Annotated in this window: 20 protein-coding genes; 18 read left to right on the forward strand and 2 right to left on the reverse strand. The window is 66.8% G+C overall.

The features are described from left to right. Nucleotides 1-77 precede the first annotated feature (77 nt). The 18 genes from hisS to cueR all read left to right on the forward strand — a co-directional run bounded on the left by hisS (nt 78) and on the right by cueR (nt 20,742). Complete coding sequence (hisS, locus tag ACTJJM_RS05940) at nt 78-1,472, forward strand: histidine--tRNA ligase (RefSeq protein WP_049453131.1); 1,395 nt, start codon at nt 78-80, stop codon at nt 1,470-1,472. 441 nt (nt 1,473-1,913) lie between these two features. Then, nucleotides 1,914-2,222, forward strand: a complete 309-nt coding sequence (locus ACTJJM_RS05945; RefSeq protein WP_010482593.1) for a YerC/YecD family TrpR-related protein — start codon at nt 1,914-1,916, stop codon at nt 2,220-2,222. A gap of 34 nt (nt 2,223-2,256) precedes the next feature. Beyond that, the gene (gene hisG, locus ACTJJM_RS05950; RefSeq protein WP_010482592.1) at nt 2,257-3,168 is read left to right on the forward strand and encodes an ATP phosphoribosyltransferase; all 912 of its coding nucleotides are present in this window, start codon (nt 2,257-2,259) and stop codon (nt 3,166-3,168) included. Next, nucleotides 3,165-4,460 (forward strand): histidinol dehydrogenase, encoded by a 1,296-nt coding sequence (gene hisD / locus ACTJJM_RS05955; protein ID WP_010482590.1) that lies wholly within the window; start codon nt 3,165-3,167, stop codon nt 4,458-4,460. Before hisG ends, hisD begins: the two co-directional genes overlap by 4 nt. Next, nucleotides 4,457-5,551 (forward strand): histidinol-phosphate transaminase, encoded by a 1,095-nt coding sequence (gene hisC / locus ACTJJM_RS05960; RefSeq protein WP_440865306.1) that lies wholly within the window; start codon nt 4,457-4,459, stop codon nt 5,549-5,551. Before hisD ends, hisC begins: the two co-directional genes overlap by 4 nt. Continuing rightward, nucleotides 5,548-6,621, forward strand: a complete 1,074-nt coding sequence (hisB, locus tag ACTJJM_RS05965) for a bifunctional histidinol-phosphatase/imidazoleglycerol-phosphate dehydratase HisB (RefSeq protein WP_010482587.1) — start codon at nt 5,548-5,550, stop codon at nt 6,619-6,621. Before hisC ends, hisB begins: the two co-directional genes overlap by 4 nt. Continuing rightward, nucleotides 6,618-7,220, forward strand: a complete 603-nt coding sequence (gene hisH / locus ACTJJM_RS05970) for an imidazole glycerol phosphate synthase subunit HisH (RefSeq protein ID WP_012480034.1) — start codon at nt 6,618-6,620, stop codon at nt 7,218-7,220. The genes hisB and hisH overlap by 4 nt, the downstream gene beginning before the upstream one ends. Then, nucleotides 7,217-7,951 (forward strand): 1-(5-phosphoribosyl)-5-[(5-phosphoribosylamino)methylideneamino]imidazole-4-carboxamide isomerase, encoded by a 735-nt coding sequence (gene hisA / locus ACTJJM_RS05975; protein WP_099560671.1) that lies wholly within the window; start codon nt 7,217-7,219, stop codon nt 7,949-7,951. The genes hisH and hisA overlap by 4 nt, the downstream gene beginning before the upstream one ends. Continuing rightward, nucleotides 7,945-8,721 carry an imidazole glycerol phosphate synthase subunit HisF gene (hisF, locus tag ACTJJM_RS05980; protein ID WP_012480036.1) on the forward strand — a complete coding sequence of 259 codons (777 nt, stop codon included), beginning with the start codon at nt 7,945-7,947 and terminating at the stop codon, nt 8,719-8,721. The genes hisA and hisF overlap by 7 nt, the downstream gene beginning before the upstream one ends. Next, nucleotides 8,711-9,331, forward strand: coding sequence for a bifunctional phosphoribosyl-AMP cyclohydrolase/phosphoribosyl-ATP diphosphatase HisIE (gene hisIE / locus ACTJJM_RS05985; protein ID WP_109813978.1), 621 nt, complete (start codon nt 8,711-8,713; stop codon nt 9,329-9,331). Before hisF ends, hisIE begins: the two co-directional genes overlap by 11 nt. A gap of 149 nt (nt 9,332-9,480) precedes the next feature. Further along, nucleotides 9,481-11,070, forward strand: a complete 1,590-nt coding sequence (locus ACTJJM_RS05990; RefSeq protein WP_440865307.1) for a calcineurin-like phosphoesterase C-terminal domain-containing protein — start codon at nt 9,481-9,483, stop codon at nt 11,068-11,070. 34 nt (nt 11,071-11,104) lie between these two features. Beyond that, nucleotides 11,105-11,389 (forward strand): hypothetical protein, encoded by a 285-nt coding sequence (locus ACTJJM_RS05995; protein WP_109813980.1) that lies wholly within the window; start codon nt 11,105-11,107, stop codon nt 11,387-11,389. Nucleotides 11,390-11,473: 84 nt separating this feature from the next. Further along, entirely contained in the window at nt 11,474-12,496 is a 1,023-nt protein-coding gene (locus ACTJJM_RS06000; RefSeq protein ID WP_440865308.1) for a glucokinase, read from the forward strand. Nucleotides 12,497-12,547: 51 nt separating this feature from the next. Next, nucleotides 12,548-13,546, forward strand: coding sequence for a N(4)-(beta-N-acetylglucosaminyl)-L-asparaginase (locus tag ACTJJM_RS06005; protein WP_440865309.1), 999 nt, complete (start codon nt 12,548-12,550; stop codon nt 13,544-13,546). Then, nucleotides 13,543-14,280, forward strand: a complete 738-nt coding sequence (locus ACTJJM_RS06010) for a copper homeostasis protein CutC (RefSeq protein WP_440865310.1) — start codon at nt 13,543-13,545, stop codon at nt 14,278-14,280. The genes ACTJJM_RS06005 and ACTJJM_RS06010 overlap by 4 nt, the downstream gene beginning before the upstream one ends. 407 nt (nt 14,281-14,687) lie before the next feature. Continuing rightward, nucleotides 14,688-17,645 carry a TonB-dependent receptor plug domain-containing protein gene (locus ACTJJM_RS06015; protein WP_440865311.1) on the forward strand — a complete coding sequence of 986 codons (2,958 nt, stop codon included), beginning with the start codon at nt 14,688-14,690 and terminating at the stop codon, nt 17,643-17,645. A gap of 128 nt (nt 17,646-17,773) precedes the next feature. Then, complete coding sequence (locus ACTJJM_RS06020; RefSeq protein ID WP_440865312.1) at nt 17,774-20,275, forward strand: heavy metal translocating P-type ATPase; 2,502 nt, start codon at nt 17,774-17,776, stop codon at nt 20,273-20,275. Nucleotides 20,276-20,286: 11 nt separating this feature from the next. Beyond that, nucleotides 20,287-20,742 (forward strand): Cu(I)-responsive transcriptional regulator, encoded by a 456-nt coding sequence (cueR, locus tag ACTJJM_RS06025; protein ID WP_440865313.1) that lies wholly within the window; start codon nt 20,287-20,289, stop codon nt 20,740-20,742. Nucleotides 20,743-20,820: 78 nt separating this feature from the next. Here the strand turns inward: cueR and ACTJJM_RS06030 are convergent, their stop codons facing one another. Then, entirely contained in the window at nt 20,821-21,015 is a 195-nt protein-coding gene (locus tag ACTJJM_RS06030) for a heavy-metal-associated domain-containing protein (RefSeq protein WP_019338512.1), read from the reverse strand. A gap of 199 nt (nt 21,016-21,214) precedes the next feature. Then, nucleotides 21,215-24,292: a TonB-dependent receptor gene (locus ACTJJM_RS06035; protein WP_049453303.1), complete on the reverse strand. Its 3,078-nt coding sequence runs from the start codon at nt 24,290-24,292 to the stop codon at nt 21,215-21,217. Nucleotides 24,293-24,767 lie beyond the last annotated feature (475 nt).

A 24,767-nucleotide genomic window follows, 5' to 3' on the forward strand; every position in this document is an offset into this window, starting at 1 on the left:
CCGTTCGACCCTGCCCGAGGCGGGGGCGCTAGAATGTCGCCCCCCTCCCACGTCCCGTTCCAGCAGGAGTTCCGCCCGTGATCAAGCCCCGTACCCCGCCCGGCACCCTTGAACTGCTGCCGCGCGAGCAGATTGCGTTCCAGCGCATGCTGGACGTCATCCGCCGCAACTACGAGCGCTTCGGGTTCCTGCCGGTGGAGACGCCGGTGTTCGAGCTGTCCGACGTGCTGCTGACCAAGTCCGGTGGCGAGACCGAGCGCCAGGTGTATTTCGTGCAGTCCACCGGTGCGCTGGCCAACGCCGCCGAATCGGGTGACCGTTCGCTGCCGGAAATGGCGCTGCGCTTCGACCTGACCGTGCCGCTGGCGCGCTACGTGGCCGAGCACGAACACGAACTGACCTTCCCGTTCCGCCGTTACCAGATGCAGCGCGTGTACCGTGGCGAGCGTGCCCAGCGCGGCCGTTTCCGCGAGTTCTACCAGTGCGACATCGACGTGATCGGCAAGGACAGCCTGAGCGTGCGTTACGACGCCGAAGTGCTGGCGGTCATCCACGCGGTGTTCTCGGAACTGCGCATCGGTGACTTCAGCATCCAGCTGAACAACCGCAAGCTGATGCGCGGCTTCTTCGAAAGCCTGGGCGTGGCCGAAGGCGAGCGCCAGCTGGCGGTACTGCGCGAAGTGGACAAGCTGGACAAGCGCGGTGCCGATTACGTGCGCGAAACGCTGGTGGGCGAGGGCTTCGAGATTCCGGCCGAGCAGGTCGAGAAGATCCTGGCATTCGTGGCCGTGCGTTCGCAGGGTCATGCCGATGCGCTGGCGCACCTGGCCACGCTTGAAGCCGACGCCGGTTCTTCGGAGATCCTGCGTGCCGGTGTTGCTGAACTACGCGAAGTGCTGCAGCTGGTGCAGGCGCTGGGCGTGCCGGAAACCGCGTACTGCCTGAACTTCTCCATCGCGCGCGGCCTGGACTACTACACCGGCACCGTCTACGAGACCACGCTGACCGATCACCCGCAGATCGGCTCGATCTGCTCGGGCGGCCGCTACGAAGATCTGGCCAGCCACTACAGCAAGTCGAAGCTGCCGGGCGTGGGCATCTCCATCGGCCTGTCGCGCCTGTTCTGGCAGCTGCGCGAGGCCGGCCTGATCGACGGCATCGAAGCCAGCAGCGTGCAGGCGCTGGTGGCGCTGATGGACGAGCAGGGTATGCCGCAGTCGCTGGACATCGCGCGCCGCCTGCGCGCCGGTGGCATCAATACCGAAGTGCAGATGGAACCGAAGAAGATCGGCAAGCAGTTCCAGTACGCCGCCAAGGCCGGCATCCGCTTCGTGGTGCTGGCCGGTGAGGACGAACTGGCGCGCGGCGTGGTGGCGGTGAAGGACCTGCTGCGCGAGCAGCAGTTCGAAGTCTCCCGCGACGAGCTGGCCAGCACCCTGCAGGTCGAGCTGGAGCAGTCGAAGGTGATGTAACGGCCGGTTGGCCGCGCGCCAACACGCCACGAGAACGCCCACCACCCGGTGGGCGTTCTCGTTTCCGGGCCCCGGCCGTCCCGACAGCTCGCGGCCAACTGTCGAAGGCGGGGTGGGTCCGGTTGAGGGGGCGTGAGCCGCATGGATGCGGCGACCGAGCTACATGGGTGAGGGCGCTTTGCTTGCGAAGCACTGCTTCGCAAGCGCCCGAACGCACAGCCGCCAGCGGCTGGGCCGGGCCCCGGAGGGGTACTTGCAGCGTCCCCCTCGACCGGACCCGCCCCGGCAACCCTTGGGATGCCTTCTTTTGACGTAGACGTTGCCTCTGCGGGAGCAGGGCGCGGCCCTGCCGTACCCCAACCCAATCCACGATTTGACGCACTGCGCAAGAATGCGCTAATGTACTAACGCGCTATTACATTGATGCATGGAAACGACCCCGTGAAAGCCCGCCCGGACATTGCCGCCAAAGACCCGAAGGCCGACCTGCAAGCCCTGGCCCGGGCCTTTGCCACCCTGCGCGAGCCTGAGCAGGTCGAGGCCTTCCTTCGCGACCTGTGCACCCCGGCCGAACTGGAGGCGATGGCCGACCGCTGGAAGGTGGTGCCGCTGCTGCAGCAGGGTGTGCCGTACCGTGAGATCCACGAGCGCACCGGGGTCAGCGTGACCACCACCGGACGGGTGGCACGCACGCTCGAGCATGGCCATCGAGGCTATGCCGCCGCCATCGACCGCCTTGCTTCGCGCTGATCCGCGCCCCGTTCCGAACTTCGAGACCTCCCCCATGAGTGCAACCCAGGCAGCGCCGGCACGAGACCGGTTGCGTATCGCCATCCAGAAGAGTGGCCGGCTGGCCGAGCCCGCCCGCAACCTGCTCAGCGCCTGTGGCCTGAGCTGGCGCGAAAGCCGCGACAAACTGTTCTGCTACGGCGAGTCGCTGCCGGTGGACCTGTTGCTGGTGCGCGACGACGACATCCCCGGCCTGATCGCGGACGGCGTCTGCGACCTCGGCATCGTCGGTCGCAACGAACTGGACGAGCAGGCCGCGGCGCGTCGCCAGATCGGCCTGCCGGATGCCTACCAGGCGCTGCGCGGGCTGGGTTTCGGCCAGTGCCGGCTGATGCTGGCGGTGCCCGAGGAGTGGCAGTGGCAGGGTCCGGCACAGCTGGCCGGCACCCGCATCGCCACCAGCTACCCGGCCATCCTCAAGCAGTGGCTGGCCGAGCAGGGCGTGGATGCACAGGTGGTCGAGCTGTCCGGTTCGGTGGAGATCGCGCCACGCCTCGGTACCGCCGACCTGATCTGCGACCTGGTCTCCAGCGGCGCCACGCTGCGCGCCAACCAGTTGACCCCGGTGCACAACCTGCTCGACAGCGAGGCGGTGCTGGCGGGCGCGGTGCGGGTGCCGGATGACGCACGCGCGTCGCTGCGGGCGATGCTGCTGCGCCGTCTCGACGGCGTGGTGCAGCGCCAGGACCGCAAGCTGCTGATGTTCCGCGCCAGCGAAGACCGCGTGGATGCGCTGGCACAGCTGCTGGCCGATGCCGAGCCGCTGGTGCGGCTGCCGGCCGATGGCGGTGCGCTGCGCCTGCAGACCATGTGCCCCGGCCCGTTGAGCTGGCAGCGCATGGAAGAACTGGAGCGCGCTGGCGCGCAGGGCCTGATGGTGTTGAGCGTGGAGCGATCGCTGGCATGAACCGTCTGATCTGGTCCCGACTTGATGAGGCCGCGCGTAGCGCGGCATTGACCCGCCCGGTGCAGACCGTGGCGCAGCAGACCCGCGACGCGGTGGCCACGCTGATTGCAGAAGTGCGCGAACAGGGTGACGACGCGCTGCGTGCGATCACCGCACGTTTCGACGGTGTCGAGCTGGTCTCCTTTGAAGTGTCCGAGAACGAGTTCGCGGCCGCCGAAGCGGCGGTGCCGGCCGAACTGCGCCAGGCGATGGTCGAAGCCGCCGAGCGCATCACGCGCTTCCATGAGGCTGGCATGGGCAAGGGCTATGCCGTGGAGACCGCACCGGGCGTGGTCTGCGAACGCATGCTGCGGCCGATCGGCCGGGTCGGCCTGTACGTACCAGCAGGCAGTGCGCCGTTGCCGTCCACCGCGTTGATGCTGGGCGTGCCGGCGCAACTAGCTGGTTGCCCGCAGGTGGTGCTGTGCACGCCGCCGCGCGCCGACGGGACTGCCGATCCGGCGGTGCTGGTGGCCGCGCGCCTGACCGGCGTGCAGCGCGTGTTCAAGCTCGGCGGCGCGCAGGCGATTGCCGCGATGGCCTATGGCACCGCCACCATCCCGGCCTGCGACAAGCTGTTCGGGCCCGGCAACAGCTTCGTCACCGAAGCCAAGCAGCAGGTCGCACAGGACGGCGCCGCCGCCATCGACATGCCGGCCGGCCCGTCGGAAGTGCTGGTGATCGCCGATGCGGGTGCCAATCCGGCGTTCGTGGCTGCCGATCTGCTGTCGCAGGCCGAGCATGGCCCGGATTCGCAGGTCCTTCTGCTGACCGACGATGCCGCGATGCTGGCGGCGGTCGAGGCCGAAGTGGAGCGCCAGGTGGCCCTGCTGCCGCGCCAGCAGATCGCGCGCCAGGCGCTGTCGGCCTCGCGCCTGATCCAGGTCGATTCGCTGGAGGAAGCCTTCGCGATCAGCAACCGCTATGCGCCCGAGCACCTGATCCTGGCGCTGCGCCAGCCGCGCGACTGGCTGGACCAGGTGCAGGCGGCCGGCTCGGTGTTCCTCGGCGATTACACGCCGGAAGCACTGGGTGACTACTGCAGCGGCACCAACCACGTACTGCCGACAGCAGGCGCCGCACGTGCCTACAGCGGTGTCAGCGTCGCCAGCTTCCAGAACCTGATCAGCGTGCAGAGTGCCAGCGCTGCAGGACTGGCGGCAATCGGTGGCTGCGCACGCATCATCGCCAGCGCCGAAGGCCTGGATGCGCATGAGCGTGCAGTGGCCCTGCGCATGGAGGCCGCCGCATGAGCGCCGCCGCTGATGACGTGCTGGCACTGGTGCGCCCGGATCTGCAGGCCTTCGCCGGCTACAGCTCGGCGCGCAGTGCGGCGGTGCAGGGCGAGGTCTGGTTGAACGCCAACGAGTCGGCCTGGGCCAATCCCGCTGATGCCGCAGGCAGCAGCCGGCGCTATCCCGAACCGCAGCCGTTGGCATTGCGCGAGGGACTGGCGGCGCTGTACGGCGTGACGCCACAGCAGCTGCTGATCGGTCGCGGCAGTGACGAAGCCATTGATCTGCTGGTGCGCGCGCTGTGCGTGCCGGGCCGCGATGGCGTGCTGGTCACGCCGCCGGTGTTCGGCATGTATGCGGTCTGCGCGCGCCTGCAGGGCGCCGCACTGCTTGAGGTGCCGCTGGTTGATACCGAAGACGGCCTGCGTGCGGATCTGGATGCTGTGATCGATACGGCCAAGTCGCGCAACGCCAAGCTGGTCTTCCTGTGCGCGCCGTCCAACCCGGCCGGCAGCGATATCGGCCTGGCCGAGATCGAGCGGGTGGCCGCCGCTCTGCGCGGGCAGGCACTGGTGGTGGTGGATGAGGCCTATGTCGAGTACGCGCAGCGTCCGTCGGCGACCACGCTGCTGGCCGCGAACCCGAATCTGGCGGTGCTGCGCACGCTGTCGAAGGCGCACGCTCTTGCCGCCGCGCGCATCGGAACCCTGATCGCCGCCCCCGAGCTGATTGCCGTGCTGCGCCGCTGCCAGGCGCCGTACCCCGTGCCGACTCCGTGCGCGGAACTGGCCGTTCAGGCACTGCAGCCGGCCGCGCTGGCACGCACCGCCGAGCGCGTGACCACGGTGATCGCCGAGCGCGAGCGCCTGCGTGCAGCCCTGGCCGGCCTGCCCGGCGTGTGCCGGGTGTATGCCTCGGCCGGCAACTACCTGCTGGTCCGCTTCGCCGATGCCCAGGCCGCGTTCGATACGCTGCTGGCTGCAGGCGTGGTGGTGCGCGACCAGCGCGCCGCGCCACAGCTGGGCGATGCACTGCGCATCAGTATCGGCAGCCCCGAAGAGAATGACCGCGTGCTTGCGGCCCTGTCGGCGCGGAGGGCCGCAGCATGACCCCGATCCTGTTCATCGACCGCGACGGCACCCTCATCGAGGAGCCGTCCGATTTCCAGATCGACGCCTACGAGAAACTGCGCTTCGTGCCGCAGGTGATCCCGGCGCTGCTGAAGCTGCGGGATGCCGGTTACCAGTTCGTGATCGTCACCAACCAGGATGGCCTGGGCAGCGACAGCTACCCACGTGCCAGCTTCGACGGTCCCAACGAGCTGATGCTGCAGATTTTCGAGAGCCAGGGCATTACCTTCCGTGACGTGCTGATCGATTGCAGCTGGCCGCAGGACAATGCGCCGACCCGCAAGCCGGGCATCGGCCTGATGACCGCCTACCTGCAGGACCGCAGCATCGACTGGGCGCGTTCGGGCATGGTGGGTGACCGCATCACCGACCTGCAGTTCGCCGACAACCTCAATATCCGTGGTTTCCAGCTGCGCACCGAACAGTTTGGTGGCGAGTGGGACTGGGCGGGCATTGCCCACGCGCTGGCCGACGCGCCGCGTACCGCGGTGGTCCAGCGCAATACGAAAGAAACGAAGATCCGCGTAGAACTCGATCTGGATCGTGCCGGCGATGCGCGCATCTCCACCGGACTGCCGTTCTTCGACCACATGCTGGAGCAGATCGGCAAGCATGGTGGCTTCGCGCTGGACATCCAGGCCGAGGGTGACCTGCACATCGACGAGCACCACACCATCGAGGACACCGGGCTCGCATTGGGCCAGGCGCTGCGCGAGGCGCTGGGCGACAAGCGCGGCATTGGCCGCTACGGCTTCACCCTGCCGATGGACGAGACGCTGGCCAGCGCCGCACTGGATTTCAGCGGCCGGCCGTACTTCGTGTTCGAAGGTGAGTTCAAGCGTGAGCGCGTGGGCGATATGCCAACCGAGCTGGTGCCGCACTTCTTCCGCTCGCTGTGCGACGCCAGTGGCCTGAACCTCAACCTGCAGGTGCGCGGCGACAACGATCACCACAAGGTCGAGGCCTGCTTCAAGGCGCTGGCGCGTGCGCTGCGTCCGGCGTTGGCCCGGCAGGGCACCGCGCTGCCTTCCACCAAGGGGGCGTTGTGAGCGACGTCGCGCTGATCGATGCCGGCGGTGCCAACCTGGGCTCGGTGCGCTATGCATTGGAGCGTCTGGGTGCGACGGTGCGGCTGGTGCGCGATGCGGACGGCCTGATCGGCGCGCAGCGGGTGATCCTGCCCGGTGTCGGCGCCGCCGGTCCCGGCATGCAGCGCCTGCACGCGCAGGGCCTGGTGGAATCGCTGCAGCGACTGGAGGTGCCGCTGATGGGTATCTGCCTCGGCATGCAGCTGCTGTTCGAACGCTCCGAGGAAGCGGGTGTGGAGACACTGGGGCTGATTCCCGGCGTGGTGCGCAAGCTGGTGCCGGCCTGCGGCATCCGTGTGCCGCACATGGGCTGGAACCGGCTGCTGCCGCTGCGCGAATCGCTGCTGCTGCGCGGTGTGCCGGAGCGCGCCAGCGCCTACTTCGTGCACAGCTATGCGGCACCACTCAATACCCACACTGTCGCTGCCTGCGACCACGGTGGCCTGTTCACTGCCGTGGTGGAGCAGGGGCGTTACTACGGCGCACAGTTCCACCCCGAGCGCTCCGGCGAGACCGGCTCGCTGATGCTGCGCAACTTCCTCGAGGGCACGGCTGCATGAGTTTCATCGTTTACCCCGCGCTGGATATCCGTGATGGCCGCGTGGTGCGGCTGCGCCAGGGCGACTACGCGCAGGAAACCTCGTATGGCGACGACGCCCTGCCGCGCGCGCAGGCCTTTGCTGCGCAGGGCGCGCAGTGGATGCATCTGGTCGACCTGGACGCTGCGCGTGCCGGTGGCTACACCCTTGCGCCGCTGCTCGCGTCGATCCGTGCGCAGACGCCGCTGCAGGTGCAGACCGGCGGTGGCGTGCGCGGTCGCGACGACGTGGCGCGCATCCTCGATGCTGGCGCCGGTCGCGTAGTGGTCGGCTCGCTGGCCGTGCGCCGTCCCGATGAGGTGGTGGGCTGGCTGGAGGAATTCGGCGCCGAACGCATCACCATTGCGCTTGACGCCCGCCAGGATGCACAGGGCCAGTGGCAGCTGCCGGTGCACGGCTGGACCGAGAACGCCGGGGTGACCCTGGACGTTCTGGCTCAGCGCTACGCACGCGCCGGCATGCGCCACCTGCTGTGCACCGACATCGCCCGCGACGGCATGCTGGCCGGGCCCAACATCAGCCTCTACCAGCACCTGTCGGCGCTGCTGCCGGGCGTGGCGGTGCAGGCTTCCGGCGGCATCCGTGACGTGGCCGACGTTGCCGAAGCGCGACGTGCAGGCTGCGGTGGCGCGATCCTTGGCAAGGCGCTGCTGGAGCAGCGCATGGACCTGGCGGAGGCACTGGCATGTTGAGCCGGCGCATCATTCCGTGCCTGGACGTGCGCGATGGCCGCGTGGTCAAGGGCGTGCGTTTCCGCGACCACGTCGACATGGGCGATATCGCCGAGCTGGCGCAGCGCTACCGTGACCAGGGCGCCGACGAGCTGGTGTTCTATGACATCGGCGCCAGCCCCGAGGCGCGTTCAGTGGACGTGGCCTGGATCGAGCGCATCGCGCGGCTGATCGACATTCCGTTCTGCGTGGCCGGTGGCATCGACAGCGTGGAAACCGCGCGTCGCGTGCTGTTCGCCGGTGCCGACAAGGTGTCGATCAACTCGCCGGCGTTGGGCCGTCCGGAACTGATCACTGAACTGGCCGACGAGTTCGGCGTGCAGTGTGTAGTGGTCGGTGTCGATTCGGTACGCGAGACCGATGGACAGTGGCGGGTGCGCCGCTTCAGCGGGGACCCGGACAAGACCCAGGCGGTGCCACTGCGCACCCTGGACTGGATTGTCGAGGCGCAACGGCGGGGCGCCGGTGAGATCGTGCTGAACTGCATGGACAGCGATGGCGTGCGCCGTGGCTACGATGTCGTGCAACTGCAACAGGCGCGGGCACTGTGCCAGGTACCGTTGATCGCCTCTGGCGGTGCCGGCGCGATGGAGCACTTTGCCGAAGCCTTCGACCAGGCCGACGTCGACGGCGCGCTGGCGGCCAGTGTGTTCCACAGCGGTGCCATCGCCATTCCGGAATTGAAGCGCTACCTGCGCGGACAGCAGATCGAGGTGCGGGATGTCTATTGAAGTCAGGCCGTCGTCGGACGCATTGCAGGCGTTGGACTGGGGCAAGGGTGACGGACTGCTGCCCGCTGTCGTGCAGGATGCCGATACCCTGCAGGTGCTGATGCTGGGCTATGTCAGCGCCGAATCATTGGCGGCCACCCTGGCGATCGGGCACATGACGTTCTTCAGCCGCAGCAAGCAGCGGCTGTGGACCAAGGGCGAGCAGTCCGGCAACGTGCTGGTGGTGCAGTCGATCAGCGTGGACTGCGATGCCGATACGCTGCTGGTGATGGCACGCCCGGCCGGGCCGACCTGTCACACCGGTGCGGAGAGCTGCTTCGATGGCGCGCCGAAGGACTTCCTGGGCGGGCTGGGCCAGCTGGTGGCGATGCGCGAGGCGCAGCGGCCACCGGGCAGCTACACCACCAGCCTGTTCGAGGGCGGCATCCGCCGCATCGCGCAGAAGGTGGGCGAGGAGGGCGTGGAGACCGCCTTGGCGGCGGTGGCGCAGGATGACGAGGCGCTGCTGGGCGAGACTTCGGACCTGCTGTACCACCTGCTGGTGCTGCTGCGCGCGCGCGGGCTGTCGCTGGAGGATGCGCGGGCGGTGCTGGAAAAGCGCCATCGTTAAGGGGTTTGTAGAGCCGAGCCCATGCTCGGCTGCTCTGGAGCTTCAAGCCAGCCGAGCACGGGCTCGGCTCTACAGGGCACATGCGCTACCGCGTGCGCGATGTTATCAACGGAATCTACAATAGGCGGTCTTTCTTTCCCGGACCGCCCATGAAACTGCCTGCCGCGTGGCTGTGCTGCCTGTTGCTGACCTCGCCGGCCTGGGCCGCGGACACCGTGGTCACCGGCAAGGTCTATCTGGAGCGCGACGGCCGGCCGGGGCGCGGCGCGACCGATCCGGGCCTGGCCGGGGTGCAGGTCTCCAATGGCGAGGCCATCGTCAAGACCGCCGCCGACGGCAGCTACAGCCTGCCGGTGCGCGATGGCCAGACCATGTTCGTAATCAAGCCCGATGCGTATTCGTTCCCGAAGGCGGCCGATGGCCTGCCCTCGTTCTGGCGCCACTACCGCCCGAACGGCTCGCCGGCGCTGAAGTACGGCGGTATCGCCGCCACCAGCGACGTCACCCGCAACTGGGATTTCGCCCTGCAGTCGGATCGCCATGACAGCCGTCGTGGTTTCCAGATGCTGGTGTTCACCGATTCGCAGACCGCCAGCCTGAAGGACATCGGCTACTACCAGCAGTCGATCGTGGCGCCGCTGGTCGGTCAGACCAGTGCGCGCATGGGCACCACTCTGGGTGACATCGTCAATGATGACCTGACCCTGTATCCGGCGATCAACAAGGTCACCACCGAACTTGGCGTGCCGTGGTTCCATGTGCCGGGCAACCACGACCTCGACTTCGATGCCGCCAGCGATGAGCACTCGCTGGACAGTTGGCGCAACATCTATGGCCCGGACACCTACGCGGTGGAAGAGGGTGGCGCCAGTTTCGTGTTCCTCGATGACGTGGTGTACGACCCCAAGGCCAAGCCGAAGTATGTCGGTGGACTGCGCGAAGACCAGTTCGCCTTCCTTGCCAGCTACCTGAAGGGCCTGCACAAGGACCGCCTGCTGGTGCTGGGCATGCACATCCCGCTGTTCGACGCCGCGCCGGGACGCGAGACCTTCCGCCATGCTGACCGTCAGCGCCTGTTCGACCTGTTGAAGGACTTCCGCAACGTGCTGGTGCTCAGCGGGCACAGCCACACCCAGCAGCACGTCTACCACGGCAAGGCCGACGGCTGGAATGGCGACAAGCCGCTGCATGAGTACAACGTGGGGGCCAACTGCGGTGCGTTCTGGTCCGGGGTGAAGAATGCCGCCGGCGTGCCGGACAGCACCATGAGCGATGGCACGCCGAAGGGCTATGCGCTGCTCGACGTGGCCGGCAACGGCAGCTACTGGTTGCAGTACCGGGTGGCGGGCAAGCCGGCCAGCGAGCAGATCGGTCTGCATGCCCCCAAGGTGCTGCGCCAGGGGGCCTACCCGGCGTGGGGCATCTATGCCAACGTCTACATGGGTGAGGATGCCAGCGTGGTCGAGTACCGCGTCGATGGCGGCGCCTGGCAGCCGATGAAGCAGGTCAGCCAGCCCGATCCGCGCCTGATGGTGGAGAACGTGGCCGACGATCTGGCTGACAGCCTGCGTGGCTACGACCGCTCGCCGGAGGCCACCGCATCGCCGCACCTGTGGCGTGGCGCGCTGCCGACCGATCTGGCGGTGGGCAGCCACAAGGTCGAAGTACGCTCCACCCAGCCTGACGGTGCGGTGTTCACCGCCACCACCCGCTACAGCCTGCAGACTGCCCAGCCCTGACCTCCGCATCACGGCCCCAGCGAAAGGACCCCGCATGGATATCCGCTTCATGGCCGGCACCACGCCGGTGACCCTCAGCCGCCACTGGTTCACCGGCGCGATGCTGCTGCAGAGCGCCACCGAGAAGGTCTGGGTGCAGCACCCGCTGCATCCGGGCACGCACTTCTCCTTCTCGCTGGTACAGTCGTGGCTGCGCCACATCGCAGGCCACGAAGTGCTGGTCGAGCGTACCCGGCCGCTGGTGTTCGCCGGCTTCCGCCCGCAGCGCCTGCGCGTGCTGGTGGATGGTGTGCAGGTGGCCGAACAGGAAGGCATGTAGGCCAACCTGAATCATCGGCGTGCTAGGCAAAGCCGCCCCGATGCCTGAGAATCGGGGCGATTCAATCGATCCAAGCAGGCCAGCGTGACCATCGCAGCAGCGTCCCCGGTTTCCTCCGACTCCGCCCGCGGCGGTCCTCCGCGCTGTCTGGTGGTCGCCGATGTCGGTGGCACCTTCGCCCGCCTTGCGCTGGCTGAAACCCAACCCGGCCAGGCGCCGCTGCTGGGCAGCCATCGCATCTACGCCTGCGCCGAGCATCCCAGCCTGGCGGCGATCCTTGCTGATTTCACCGCTGGCCTTGGCCAGCCAGTGCAGACCGCGGTGGTGGCCATCGCCGGCCTGCTCGATGGCGATGTACTGATCAATTCCAACCTGCCGTGGACGGTCTCGCTGTCGGCCACCCGCGCGCAGTCCGGGCTGCATGAGCTGCAGTTGATCAATGATTTCGAAGCGGTGGCGCTGGCTATCCCGTACCTGCAGCCGGAAACCCTGGTGCCACTGAACGGCGACGCCGATCCGGCACAGGCGTTCCCGGCGCTGGTGCTGGGCGCGGGCACCGGCCTGGGCGCCGCGCTGCGTTTCGCCGATGGCGGGCGCCCGGTGCTGGCCAGCGAGATCGGCCACGCCGCGCTCGGCGCCGGCAACGCGCTGGAACTGCAGGTGCTGGGCAAGTTGCTGCAGCGCTGGGCGCACGTGGACAACGAGCGCGTGCTGTCCGGTAGTGGCCTGATGAACCTGTATCCGTGCCTGTGCGAGCTGCGCGGCGTCACCCCGGTGTGGACCAGTACCGAAGCACTGATCGGTGCCGCCCGCAGCGGTGAAGACGCGCTGGCGGTGGAGACGCTGCAGGTGTTCTGCGCCTGGCTGGGCAGCCTGGCCGGCGACGCAGCGATCGCCGTCGGTGCACGCTCGGTGTACCTGGCCGGAGGCATTTCCGCGCACGTGCAGGATTTCCTGGCCGATGGCCGCTTCCGTGAGCGCTTCCTCAACAAGGGCGTGCTGACCGAGGTGCTGCGCCAGGTGCCGGTATGGCGCGTGGAGCACGGCCAGCTGGGCGTACTCGGTGCAGCGGTCTGGCACGCCGCACGACAGCCCATGCACGACTGATCGGCACGACCGGCATCGGGCCGGCCGTGCATTGCAGACTGGGAGGGGAAGATGGTGGATCGCAGGCAGTTCCTGCAGGCCGGCGCACTGGCCGCAGGCATGGCGGCTTTGCCGGGCGTGCAGGCGCGCACGCAGGGTGGGGCCAAGGTGGTTTCGACCTGGGACTTCGGCGTGCCGGCCAACCAGGCCGCATGGAAGGTGCTGTCGCAGGGCGGCAGCGCGCTGGATGCGGTGGAAGCGGGCGCACGCTGGGCCGAGAGTGAGCTGTGCAACCCCACCGTCGGTCATTGCGGCAACCCGGATCGCGATGGCGTGCTGAGCCTGGATGCCAGCATCATGGATGGCGATGGCCGTTGTGGTGCGGTGGCTGCGCTGGTCGACATCCTGCATCCGGTGTCGGTGGCCCGCAAAGTGATGGAAAACAGCCCGCATGTTTTGCTGGTGGGCGAGGGCGCGCAGCAGTTCGCGGTGCAGCAGGGTTTCGAGCGCAAGCACCTGCTGGCGCCGCAGGCCGAAGCGGCCTGGCGCGAGTGGCTGAAGACCGAGAAGTACCAGCCACAGATCAATGCCGAGCGCCGGGGTATTCCCGGCAACAGCGACAACCACGACACCATCGGCATGCTGGCACTGGACGCCAAGGGCCATCTGGCCGGTGCCTGCACCACCAGTGGGATGGCCTGGAAACTGCACGGACGCGTGGGCGACAGCCCGATCATCGGTGCCGGCCTGTACGTCGACAACGAAGTGGGTGCGGCCACCGCCTCGGGCGTGGGTGAGGAGATGATCCGCAACGCCGCTTCATTCCTGGTGGTTGAGCTGATGCGCCAGGGGCGCTCGCCGGCACAGGCCTGCCGCGAGGCAATCGACCGTGTGATGCGCAAGCGGCCGGAGGCGAGCAAGACCCTGCAGGTGTGCTTCCTGGCCATGAACAAGCAGGGCGAGGTGGGCGCCTACGCGCTGCATCGCGGCTTCGTCTACGCCGTGTGCGATGCGCAGCGCCAGGATGATCTGCGCGATTCGCCGTCGATCTACACGAGCACCCAGGCGTGAGCACGCGGCTGACCCTGGAGATCGCCAGCAACTCGCTGGCCTCGGCGTTGGCGGCGCAGGCCGGCGGGGCCGACCGCATCGAGCTGTTCGACAACCTGGTCGAGGGTGGCACCACGCCGTCGTTTGCCACCATCGCGATTGCCCGCGAACGCCTGTCGATTCCGCTGTTCGTACTGGTGCGCCCGCGCCCGGGTGATTTCCACTACGACGCGCTGGAAACCGAACTGATGCTGCGTGACATCGCGCAGTGCCGCGCGCTGGGCTGCGATGGCGTGGTGATCGGTGCGCTGGATGTGCAGGGCGGCGTTGACGTGGCGTTGTGCCGTGAACTGATGCAGGCGGCCGGGCCGTTGCAGGTGACCTTCCATCGCGCCTTCGATGCGGCCCGCGGCCTGCCGGCAGCGCTGGAACAGGTGATCGGGCTGGGCTGCCAGCGCGTGCTGACCTCGGGCGGCCAGGTCAGCGCCGAGGCCGGTGTCGATGTGCTGGCGGCGCTGGTCACCCAGGCGGCCGGGCGTATCACGGTGATGGCAGGTGCCGGATTGGCCCCGGGCAACATCGCAACCGTCGCGCGGCAGGCGGGCTGTACCGAACTGCACGCGTCCGCAAAAGGCCTGCGCCGCTCGGCCATGCAGTTCCAGAACCCGGCCCTGCGCGGCTTGGACCCGGACTGGAGCCAGACCGCCACCGCGACCGTGGCCGCGCTGCGGCAGGCGCTGGACGGCGCAAGGTAGCCCGCCTCTTCTGTAGAGCCGAGCCCACGCTCGGCTGCTTTTCGCGGCGAACAACAGCAGCCGAGCGCGGGCTCGGATCTACAACGACCCGCTGTCGGCCGTACACGGCATCACGGACAAAACCGTTCCGCGCGCGATTGTCGCGATCGTGTCATTGACGTGTGAGCCGTTCTCTCAGCGATGTTTCGCAACCCTTTGATTGTTCGGGATGACGGTGGCCGGTAGCGGCATTCCGCGGGCTGTTGCTGCGTCGCCGCATGCCGGGTGTGATTCAGCTGTGCTTTAGTTTGGATCGATCCACAGGGGAGGGTGCTGCGACGGTCCTGAACCGATCCAGGCGCCCGGATCACCGGTAGTGCCGCACCACCACCCGTCCATGCGTTCACACTTTCGAAGAGCAACCACCCATGGCTCAGATCGTCCGCAAGCGCCGTCACCTGCTGTCCCAGGCCTTGGTCCTGGCCCTGCTTCCCCTGGCTGCCAATGCGCAGGAAGCCCCAAGCTCGTCCACCAAGGATCTCGATGCGGTCACCGTCACCGGCTCGCGCATCAAGCGCGCCAGTGTCGAAGGCCCGGCACCGGTCAATGTGATCACCGCCGCGCAGATCCAGAAGGAAGGCTTCGTCAGCGTGTACGACGCGCTGAAGACCCTCACCGAAGCGACCGGCACTGTTGAAGCCGCCTCGCAGTGGGGCTCGCATACGCCCAATGCCAGCGGCCTGAACCTGCGCGGGATGGGCCCGAACCGCTCGCTGTTGCTGGTCAACGGCCGTCGCGTGGCGGACTACCCGCTGCCGTATGGCGGTGAAACCAACTTCTCCAACTACGGCAACATTCCGGCCGCGGCGGTGGAGCGCATCGAAGTGCTGACCGGTGGCGCCTCGGCCATCTATGGTTCGGATGCGATCGCCGGCGTGGTCAACGTCATCCTGAAAACCAACTACGACGGCGATGAAGTGCGCGTACGCGGCGGCACCTCCACCGAAGGCGGCCGTGATACCTGGGACCTGTCCTGGGCCGGCGGCAAGACCGGCGACAACTGGAGCGTGACCTACGCGCTGCAGTACACCAAGCGCGACCCGCTGTTCGGTCGTGACCGCCCGCAGATGGACGATGCCGATGATGCACCGTATCCGTCCTGGAACATGGAACAACGCAAGGTCGGCTTCCGTCCCACCGCCGGCCTGGCGCTGATCGATCCGACCACCGGCCAGCGCCTGGCGCCGCCCACCGGCACCTGCGAGAAGTTCGATGGCGAGTACTACACCGCCGATCGATTGGTCTACAACTACGCCGCCAACACCATCACCAACACCGGCCGCCTGTGCGGCATGCGTGCGGACTATGCGAACTGGCTGCTTACGGGCGGTGCCGAGAACGTGTCCGGCAACCTGTATGCCACCTTCGACTTCAGCAATGACCTGCAGGCCTGGACCAACCTGGCCGTCTACCGCTCCGAAGCGATCTGGGGCACCAATCCGCCGAGCGTGTCGCTGATCGACGACGACAACGGCTACTACTGGGATGCCAACCGCAACCGCCCGATCCTGGGCGTGCGCCAGTTCACGCCAAATGAAGTCGGTGGCCTGGATACGCTGCGCAACACCAACCGCGAACTGTCCTGGGACTGGAGCGCCGGCCTGCGTGGCCGCCTCGCTGACCGCTTCGACTGGAGCACCACAGTGGGGCGTTCCTACTACCGCGTTGAAGAACGGCAGAACGTGGTCGACAAGCAGAAGTCGTATGACTACTTCCTGGGTCCGAAGCTGGGCACCACCGCCGATGGCGAGGCGATCTACGCACTGAACGAATCGCGCTGGTGGAATCCGCTGACGCCGGACCAGTACTGGCAGATGGGCACGGTGGCGAGGAACCGCGCATCATCGTGGGTCAACCAGGCTTCGGCGGACATCACCGGCGAGCTGTTCCAAGGGTGGGCGGGTCCGATTTCGTTCGCGGCAGTGGCCGAAGTCGCGCAGCAGGGCTATCACCTCAGCCCCGATCCGCGTGCAGGTATCGACTTCGACCTGCAGAACGTCGATCGCGGCGGCGGCGAGCGCACCCGCTATTCGGCCGGCGTCGAGTTCAAGATCCCGCTGCTGGAGAGCGTAACCGCCACTGCGGCCGCGCGCTATGACCGCTATGGCAACTACAAGGCTGACAACAGCGGCGAAGCGCTGGACATCGGCAGCCAGAAGGAAACCACCTGGAACGTCGGCCTGGAATGGCGCCCGGTGGAGTCGCTGCTGGTGCGTGGCTCCTACGCCACCAGTTTCCATGCGCCGGACATGCACTACCTGCTGGGCCAGCCGAGCAGCTCCGAAGTGCAGACCTATGACCGCCTGCGCTGCATCCAGAGTGGCGCTTACCTGGTCAACAACTGCGGCGTGGGCAACACCGACGTCTGGTACACCTTCGACGTGAACCGCCGCGGCACGCCACTGCTGCGTTCGGAAACCGGCGATTCGTGGACGGTCGGTTTCGTCTGGGATGTGATGCCCAATCTGTCGGTCAGTGCCGACTACTGGGCGATCAAGCTGGAAGACATGATCGTCGACGTCGGCGCCGACGAGGTGCTGGCCAGCGAAGCCGGCTGCCTGACCGGCAAGAACATCGACGGTACACCATGGGCCAATCCGGCCGGTGGCGAATACTGCGCCGGCATCCTGGCCCGCGTGAACCGCGACAGCAACGGCCGTCTGGTATCGATCGAGCGCGGGCCGTTCAACCTGGCCAGCCGCGAAGTGCGCGGTATCGACCTGACCGCGCGCTATCGCCTGGAAACCGCGCAGTGGGGCAGCTTCCAGCTGGGCCTGAACTACACCAACCAGATCTCGACCAAGGAACAGCGCTACGCCAACGACCCGAACCCGGAGCGTCGTGACCGCGACCTGCGCAGCAAGCTGCGCGCGAGCCTGGCCTGGCAGCGCGGCAACTGGAACGCCAATGTCTATGCCGACCGCATCGGTTCGGTGCCGGGCGTGCGCTACCACTGGGGCACCGATCGCCTGAACAACCCGGGTGGCTGTCTGCCGTTCGCTGATGGCTATGTGCCCAGCGACAGCCCGTCGCTGAACTGCCTGGAACCGGCAACACGTCCGGATGGCTCGCCCAACCCGAACCCGAACGCCGGCCAGCAGACCACGCGCTACTACGGGCGGGTCGGGCCGTTCATCACCTGGAACTTCAACATGGGCTACCAGGTGACCGAACGCGCCAAGGTCAACGTCTACGTCAACAACGTGTTCAATTCGGCCAGCTGGAACCACAAGGATCCGTACAAGCTGGACTATGACTTCGCCCCGACCCGCCTGCTCGGCGCGGTGGGCCGCGAGTTCGCGCTGGAGTACGTGTTCACCTTCTGAGGCGGATTGCGGGCGGTACGCCGGGCCTGGCCCGGCGCTACCGGCTGGACGTGGCGGCTGGATTTGACCTTCCCACGATGGCAAGGTTTAGCCTGTCCACATCCAGAAGGAACCCCGGGAATCCGATCATGAGCACGCCCCGCGCCATTGCAGCCCCCGCAAGCCCCGCCACCATCAGCCTGCCCATCGAGGGCATGACCTGCGCCAGCTGTGTCGGCCGGGTCGAGGCCGCGCTGTCCAAGGTCGAAGGTGTGGGCAGTGTTTCGGTCAATCTGGCCACCGAGCGCGCGGATATCCGCCCGTCGGGCCCGGTCGATCGGGCCGCGCTGATCCAGGCGGTGGAGCGGGTGGGCTATGACGTGCCCGCCGCTACCGTTGAACTGGCCGTGGAAGGCATGACCTGCGCTTCCTGCGTGGGCCGCGTGGAGCGTGCGCTGCTGGCGGTGCCGGGCGTCAGCCAGGCCAGCGTGAACCTGGCCACGGAGCGTGCGACCGTGCGCGGCGTGGCGGGCGTGGACGCGCTGGTGGCGGCCATCGACAAGGTCGGCTACGCCGCACGCTTGATCCAGGCCGGTGTGCAGTCCGACGATGAGGCTGCAGAAAAGAAGGATGCCGAGCGCGCCGGACTGAAACGCGACCTGATCGTGGCGTCCGCGCTGGCGCTACCGGTGTTCGTGCTGGAGATGGGTTCGCACCTGATTCCCGGCATGCACGAGTGGGTGATGGCCACCATCGGCATGCAGGCCAGCTGGTACCTGCAGTTCGTGCTGACCCTCCTGGTGCTGGCCATCCCCGGCCGCCGTTTCTACCAGAAGGGCTTCCCGGCACTGCTGCGGCTGGCGCCGGACATGAACTCGCTGGTGGCGGTGGGCACCGCCGCGGCGTTCGGTTATTCGGTGGTAGCGACCTTTGCACCGCGGCTGTTGCCACCGGGCACGGTGAACGTCTACTACGAAGCGGCGGCGGTGATCGTCGCGCTGATCCTGCTCGGCCGCTTCCTTGAAGCTCGGGCCAAGGGCCGTACCTCCGAGGCGATCAAGCGCCTGGTCAACCTGCAGGCCAAGGTCGCCCATGTGATCCGTGACGGCCGCACCGTCGACATCCCGGTCAATGAAGTGCAGAGCGGCGACGTGGTGGAAGTGCGCCCGGGCGAGCGCGTGCCGGTCGATGGCGAGGTGGTCGAGGGTCGCAGCTACATCGACGAGTCGATGATCAGCGGCGAGCCGATTCCGGTCGAGAAGCAGCCGGGAAGCAGCGTTGTCGGTGGCACGGTCAACCAGAAGGGCGCACTGACGGTGCGAGCCACGGCGGTGGGCGCGCAGACGATGCTGGCGCAGATCATCCGCATGGTCGAACAGGCGCAGGGCTCGAAGCTGCCGATCCAGGCGGTGGTCGACAAGGTCACGTTGTGGTTCGTGCCGGCAGTGATGCTGGCCGCGCTGGCGACCTTCGCGGTCTGGCTGATCTTCGGTCCATCGCCGGCGCTGAGCTTCGCGCTGGTCAATGCGGTGGCGGTGCTGATCATTGCCTGCCCCTGCGCGATGGGACTGGCCACGCCGACCTCGATCATGGTCGGTACCGGCCGCGGCGCCGAAATGGGTGTGCTGTTCCGCAAGGGCGAAGCACTGCAGCTGCTGAAGGACGCGCAGGTGGTGGCGGTGGACAAGACCGGCACGCTGACCGAAGGCCGCCCGCGCCTGACCGACCTGGAGATCGCCGACGGTTTTGATCGCAGTACGGTACTGGGGGCGGTGGCGGCAGTGGAGTCGCGCTCGGAGCATCCGATTGCACGCGCCATCGTGGATGCGGCCACCGAGCAGGGCATCGCGTTGCCGGCGATGGCCGATTTCGAATCGGTCACCGGCATGGGCGTGCGTGCCAGCGTTGATGGCGCGCGCGTGGAGGTGGGGGCGGATCGTTTCATGCGCGATCTGAGGGTGGATATCACGCCGTTCGCGGCGCTGGCCACCCAGCTTGGAACGCAGGGCAAGTCGCCGCTGTATGCCTCCATCGGCGGTCGCCTGGCCGCGATCATCGCGGTATCCGATCCGATCAAGCCGAGCACGCCGGCCGCAATCGCGGCACTGCATCAGCTCGGACTGAAGGTGGCGATGATCACCGGCGACAATGCCGGTACCGCGCAGGCGATCGCGCGGCAGCTCGGCATCGACGAGGTCGTGGCCGAAGTACTGCCTGAAGGCAAGGTCGAGGCGGTGCGCCGCCTGAAGGCCACACATGGCCATGTCGCCTTCGTCGGCGACGGCATCAACGATGCGCCGGCACTGGCTGAAGCCGATGTCGGCCTGGCCATCGGAACCGGTACGGATATCGCAGTGGAATCGGCCGATGTGGTGCTGATGTCGGGCAACCTGCAGGGTGTGCCGAATGCCATTGCATTGTCGAAGGCGACGCTGGGCAACATCCGGCAGAACCTGTTCTGGGCCTTCGCCTACAACACCGCGTTGATTCCGGTGGCCGCCGGCGTGCTGTATCCGGTCTGGGGCGTGCTGCTGTCACCGGTGTTCGCGGCGGGTGCGATGGCCCTGTCCAGCGTGTTCGTGCTGGGCAATGCGTTGCGCCTGCGCCGCTTCCAGCCGCCGATGGCGGATGCCGCCGCTGCCACCCACTGAAGGAGATCCGCATGAACATCGGTGAAGCTGCCAAGGCCTCCAGCGTGTCGGCGAAGATGATCCGCTACTACGAGCAGATCGGCCTGATTCCCGCCGCTGATAGAACCGAGTCGGGCTACCGGGCGTATTCGCAGGCGGACATCCACCGCCTGCGTTTCATCCGCCGTGCGCGCGATCTCGGCTTCCAGGTGGCCGAGATCACCGATCTTCTGGGCCTCTGGAATGACACCTCGCGGCACAGTGCCGACGTGAAGCATCTGGCCGAACAGCACATCGCCGATCTGGAACAGCGCATCGAGCACATGCGGCAGATGGCCGACACGCTGAAGTCGCTGATCAGCTGTTGTGTGGGAGACGAGCGCCCTGAGTGCCCGATCCTGCAGCGGCTGGGTGAGGACGATGATACGCCGGTGCCGGTTGATACCGCGAAGACCGGTGCAGTGCGGCGACGCGCACAGAAGCATTGAATCGATATCGCGTGAACCAAAAAGCCCGCCCTGTGACAGTGCACGGGGCGGGCTTCGTTGTGGACGCAGTTCAGGGAATCAGGCAGTGCGAGGCGGAAAGCCTGCATCGTTCACCGCGGCGAACACCTGTTCCTGCGACGCGGTGGTCTGCACCTTGACCAGGCCGGTCGGCGGGTCGGCAACCACGCTGGCGTTCGGATCGATCTGCTGGATCGCGCGGGTCACGCTGCGCGCGCAACCACCGCAGGTCATGCCTTCAACATGGAATTCCATCTGTAGCTCCTTCGGTGCTCTTGGGGTGGAGTCAGTGTGCACCTTCCAACGATGGCAGGGTCAAGCGCCGGGCTGAACGACAGGCAAGGCGCCGACAAAAAACGGCAGCCACCTGTACCAGCGTGGCTGCCGTGGAGGAACGTCCCCGCCGGAGCAGGGCGTGGGTTGCGCCGGGCGTACCTGCGCAACCCGTGGTGCTTCAGAACTTCCAGGTGGCGCCGAAGTACAGCTGGCGGCCTGCGTAGGTGTTGGAGACGAGGCGGGCCTTGGTGTCATTGCCCAGGTGCACGCGCTGCTCGGACTTGGTGGCATTGATCACCGAGGCGGTCAGGGTCCAGTCCGGGGTCAGGTTGTAGGCAACATTCAGGTCCAGCTGGTCATACGGTTCGGTGTAGACGGTGAGGCCATTGTTGAGCCCGCCGACCACCTGGCCGCGACGGTTGAACGAAGCGCGCGCGAGGAACTTCTCGTTCTCGTAGAACACCGTGACGTTGGCCTGGTTCTTGGCGCTGCCAACCAGCGGCGAGGAGCCGATTTCCTGGCCGTCCAGAACAATCGAGGCCAGGTTGGTGTCGTTGTAGGTGTAGTTGGCCTGCACGCCGAAGCCGAAATCGAAGGTGTACTGGCCATACAGCTCGACGCCCTGTGACACACCATCGCGGCCATTGGCCTGGGTCTCGTAGCGCTGCACGTTCACCGCTTCACCGTTGATGACCATCGGCGTGTCGCGCACCACCGGCAAAGTGAAGTTGTCCACGTTCTTGCGGAACAGGCCGACGCCGGCGACTGCGCCCGGCTGGAAGTACCACTCCAGGCCCAGGTCGAACTGGGTGGCCTTGAACGGTTCCAGCTGCTTGTTGCTGCCCTGGCCCACCCAGCCTGCGGTCGAAGCGCCACCGGCAACGCGGCGATCATTGACGTACTCTTCGCTGTAATAGCTCAGTGCGCCCGGTGCTGCGATGTCGGTGTAGCCGGGGCGGGCGATCACCTTCGATGCGGCGCCACGCAGCACCAGCGTGTCGGTGATGTCCCAGGCGATATTGAAACTCGGCAGCACGTCGGTGTACGTGCGATCCACGCCGATCAGGCTGTAGGTCTTGCTCTGCGCCAGGTCGTGCGGCAGGCGCACGAAGCCGCTCTCGCAGCTGTAGGTCGGGTAGGCTGCAGCGGCCGGATCGGTGCAGGCCATCGGCGCGCCGGACGCGTTGTCCAGGAAGTAGTCGTTGAACTTCTCGATCGAGTCGGAGGACTGCGCGAACTGCTTGGTGCGCACCACGCGCACGCCAACGTTGCCGCGCAGACGCTCGGTGCGGAAGTTGGCCTGGAAGTAGCCCGAATAGATCTTCTCGTTGACGTTGTAGACGAAGTCTTCCTCGGTACGGTTGTGCGAACCGCCGTAGGTCTTGTTCAGGTAGTCGATGTAGGCCGGGTAGTTGATGCCCGGGAACACGTTGGCATTGAAGCCACCAGCGATGTTGCTGATCGGGTTGGACAGGAAGAAGCCAGGCTGCGCATCGCCGGCAGTCGGATCGCAGCCGCTCTGGTAGCGGCTGTTGTCATAGTCGGCCGGGTCACGGCCCGGGCACACCCAGTAGGTGTTGCCGGTGTTGCGGTGGACCTTGCCATCACGGTACTTGGCACCGAACTGGATGGAGTCCAGCCAGCCGGATTCAAACAGCTTGGTGACGTCGGCCTGGAAGTAGTTCTGCTTGACCTCGGTGCGCTTCCACGACGAATCGGTCGAGCCGGTGTCGACTTCGGCGATGCCGTTCATCAGCTGCTGCTGCAGGTCGGGCGAGAAGGTGGCCGAAGGCGTGCCGGTCAGATCCCAGGCGCTGTACAGATTGCCCGACAGGTAATCGTTGCCGACCTTGCGGCGCGGCTTGGCCGACATCCGGAAGTTCATCGACGGACCACCTTCGGACCAGGTGCGGCCGCCGGTGAACGAGGCCTTCCACAGCGGGCTGATGTCCCAGTCGATGGTCAGGTCAGCGGTCTGCGACAGCGCCTTTTCCTTGCTGTAGCCACCGGTCAGCTGCGGCGTCGGAACCGTGCAGTCGTCCGGGCCCCAGCCGCCGGGCTTGAGGCCGGCAGCCTTGGCCTGGTCTTCATTGCAGTAGTAGGTCTTTCCAGCCAGCTTTTCGAACTGGGCGCCGGTAACGGTGTTGCCGCTGGGATCGAAGTCCAGGCCGTTGAGCAGGCGTCCACCGGCCCAGTTTCCATCGCCATTGAAGCGGGCCATGCTCCATTCCGGAATCTTCAGCATGTTCTGGGTGTAATCACCCTGCAGTTCGAAGCGGAAGTAGTTGGCCGTCATCGTGACGTTGTCGACCGGCTTGAACTGGAAGGTCAGCTGGCCGCCCTTGCGCTCGCGCTTCTCTTCCTTCACCGCGAAGTTGACCGACGTCGGCATGAAGAAATCGCTGTAGTTGCCGCCGGTCTGGTTGTTGAAACCGGACTTGCCCCACCAGTAGTGGATGCCATCCTGCGCCTGCACGTTGCCATAGGCATCGCGCGCCTTGCCGGCGCCATACCACTGGTAGTCCTCGGTGCTGGCTTCCATGGTACGGGTGGTGCGCTTCTGCTGCGTCACGCCGATCAGCACGCCGAAACGCTCATCCTTGCTGTGCCACGAATACAGGGCCGAGGCTTGCGGGTCGATATCGTGGTGGGTATCGGAGGAGGTGCCCTCAAGCGTGACGAAGCCCGAGTTGGACTCCATGTCCAGCGGACGACGGGTGTGCAGAATCACCGTGCCGCCGATGCCGCCTTCGTCGATGCGTGCTTCCGGCGACTTGAACAGCTCCGCGCTGGACAGCATGTTCGACGGCAGCAGGGTGTAGTTGAACGAACGGGTCGCTTCGTCGTTGGTTTCCGACGTGGCGACGTAGTTGCCGTTCAACTGGGTCAGGGTCAGGTCTGGTGCCAGGCCACGCACGCTGACGGTCTTGCCTTCGCCGCCGCTGCGGGTGATGACCACGCCGGGCACGCGCTGCAGTGCGTCGGCCACGTTCTTGTCGGGGAACTTGCCGACGTCTTCGGCGGTGATCACTTCGACCACGGCGTTGGCGTCGCGCTTCTGCTCAAGGCTCTTTTCAATGGCGTAGCGATAGCCGGTGACCTGGACGCTGTCCAGGTTGGTGGCGTCCTGCGCGCCGGTGGAAGCGGCCTGCTGCGCGGCGGCGCCAGCCGGAATGACGGCGGCGGCCAAGGCCAGCGCGATGGCCAACGCCAGTACGTCCTGGCCATGCGTACGTGTTGAATGCTTCATTCCCATCTCTCCCTCTCTCCTGGATTGATCCGGTGACGTGGCACGGACAACTTGAATCGATCTAATTTGAAGTGACATTGTCGCTATTGCCATGCAGTGGCAGTAGCACCGTGCGCGTGGCCTGGTACGTCCTGTTGCTGCTCCCCCAACTCCCGGCCATCGCAGCGTCGTTCTTGGATCGATCTAAGCGATGGGCGGGCGTTTTTTAGCATGGGTCGCGCGCGGGCGCATGCTGCTCCGCAATATGGTACTGGCGTGGCGAAGGGATGACGGTTTGCTGAAAACAGTGAAATCGTTTTCGTGCGCAGGGGAAGGGTGGGTCGGCAGGGCTGCGCCCTGCACCTGCCAGGGCAACGGCCAAAGCCAAAGCCAAAGCCAAAGCGGCTCTGGGTTTTCTGTGGGTTGGGCGGGGCGGTGTCGGATTGCGGGGACGCCGTAAACCCGTCCCTGGGGGCTTGGCCGCGGCATCCATGCCGCGGAC

The sequence above is a fragment of the Stenotrophomonas sp. 22692 genome (assembly GCF_052045015.1).
Lineage (GTDB): Bacteria > Pseudomonadota > Gammaproteobacteria > Xanthomonadales > Xanthomonadaceae > Stenotrophomonas > Stenotrophomonas geniculata.

Coding starts and splice junctions, on each gene's coding strand:
- hisA (WP_099560671.1), top strand. CDS start 7,217: ATGAGTTTCATCGTTTACCCCGCGCTGGATATCCGTGATGGCCGCGTG.
- hisD (WP_010482590.1), top strand. CDS start 3,165: ATGAACCGTCTGATCTGGTCCCGACTTGATGAGGCCGCGCGTAGCGCG.
- ACTJJM_RS06020 (WP_440865312.1), top strand. CDS start 17,774: ATGAGCACGCCCCGCGCCATTGCAGCCCCCGCAAGCCCCGCCACCATC.
- hisF (WP_012480036.1), top strand. CDS start 7,945: ATGTTGAGCCGGCGCATCATTCCGTGCCTGGACGTGCGCGATGGCCGC.
- hisIE (WP_109813978.1), top strand. CDS start 8,711: ATGTCTATTGAAGTCAGGCCGTCGTCGGACGCATTGCAGGCGTTGGAC.
- hisB (WP_010482587.1), top strand. CDS start 5,548: ATGACCCCGATCCTGTTCATCGACCGCGACGGCACCCTCATCGAGGAG.
- ACTJJM_RS05990 (WP_440865307.1), top strand. CDS start 9,481: ATGAAACTGCCTGCCGCGTGGCTGTGCTGCCTGTTGCTGACCTCGCCG.
- ACTJJM_RS06035 (WP_049453303.1), bottom strand. CDS start 24,292: ATGGGAATGAAGCATTCAACACGTACGCATGGCCAGGACGTACTGGCG.
- hisG (WP_010482592.1), top strand. CDS start 2,257: ATGAGTGCAACCCAGGCAGCGCCGGCACGAGACCGGTTGCGTATCGCC.
- ACTJJM_RS06030 (WP_019338512.1), bottom strand. CDS start 21,015: ATGGAATTCCATGTTGAAGGCATGACCTGCGGTGGTTGCGCGCGCAGC.
- ACTJJM_RS05995 (WP_109813980.1), top strand. CDS start 11,105: ATGGATATCCGCTTCATGGCCGGCACCACGCCGGTGACCCTCAGCCGC.
- cueR (WP_440865313.1), top strand. CDS start 20,287: ATGAACATCGGTGAAGCTGCCAAGGCCTCCAGCGTGTCGGCGAAGATG.
- ACTJJM_RS06015 (WP_440865311.1), top strand. CDS start 14,688: ATGGCTCAGATCGTCCGCAAGCGCCGTCACCTGCTGTCCCAGGCCTTG.
- ACTJJM_RS06005 (WP_440865309.1), top strand. CDS start 12,548: ATGGTGGATCGCAGGCAGTTCCTGCAGGCCGGCGCACTGGCCGCAGGC.
- hisC (WP_440865306.1), top strand. CDS start 4,457: ATGAGCGCCGCCGCTGATGACGTGCTGGCACTGGTGCGCCCGGATCTG.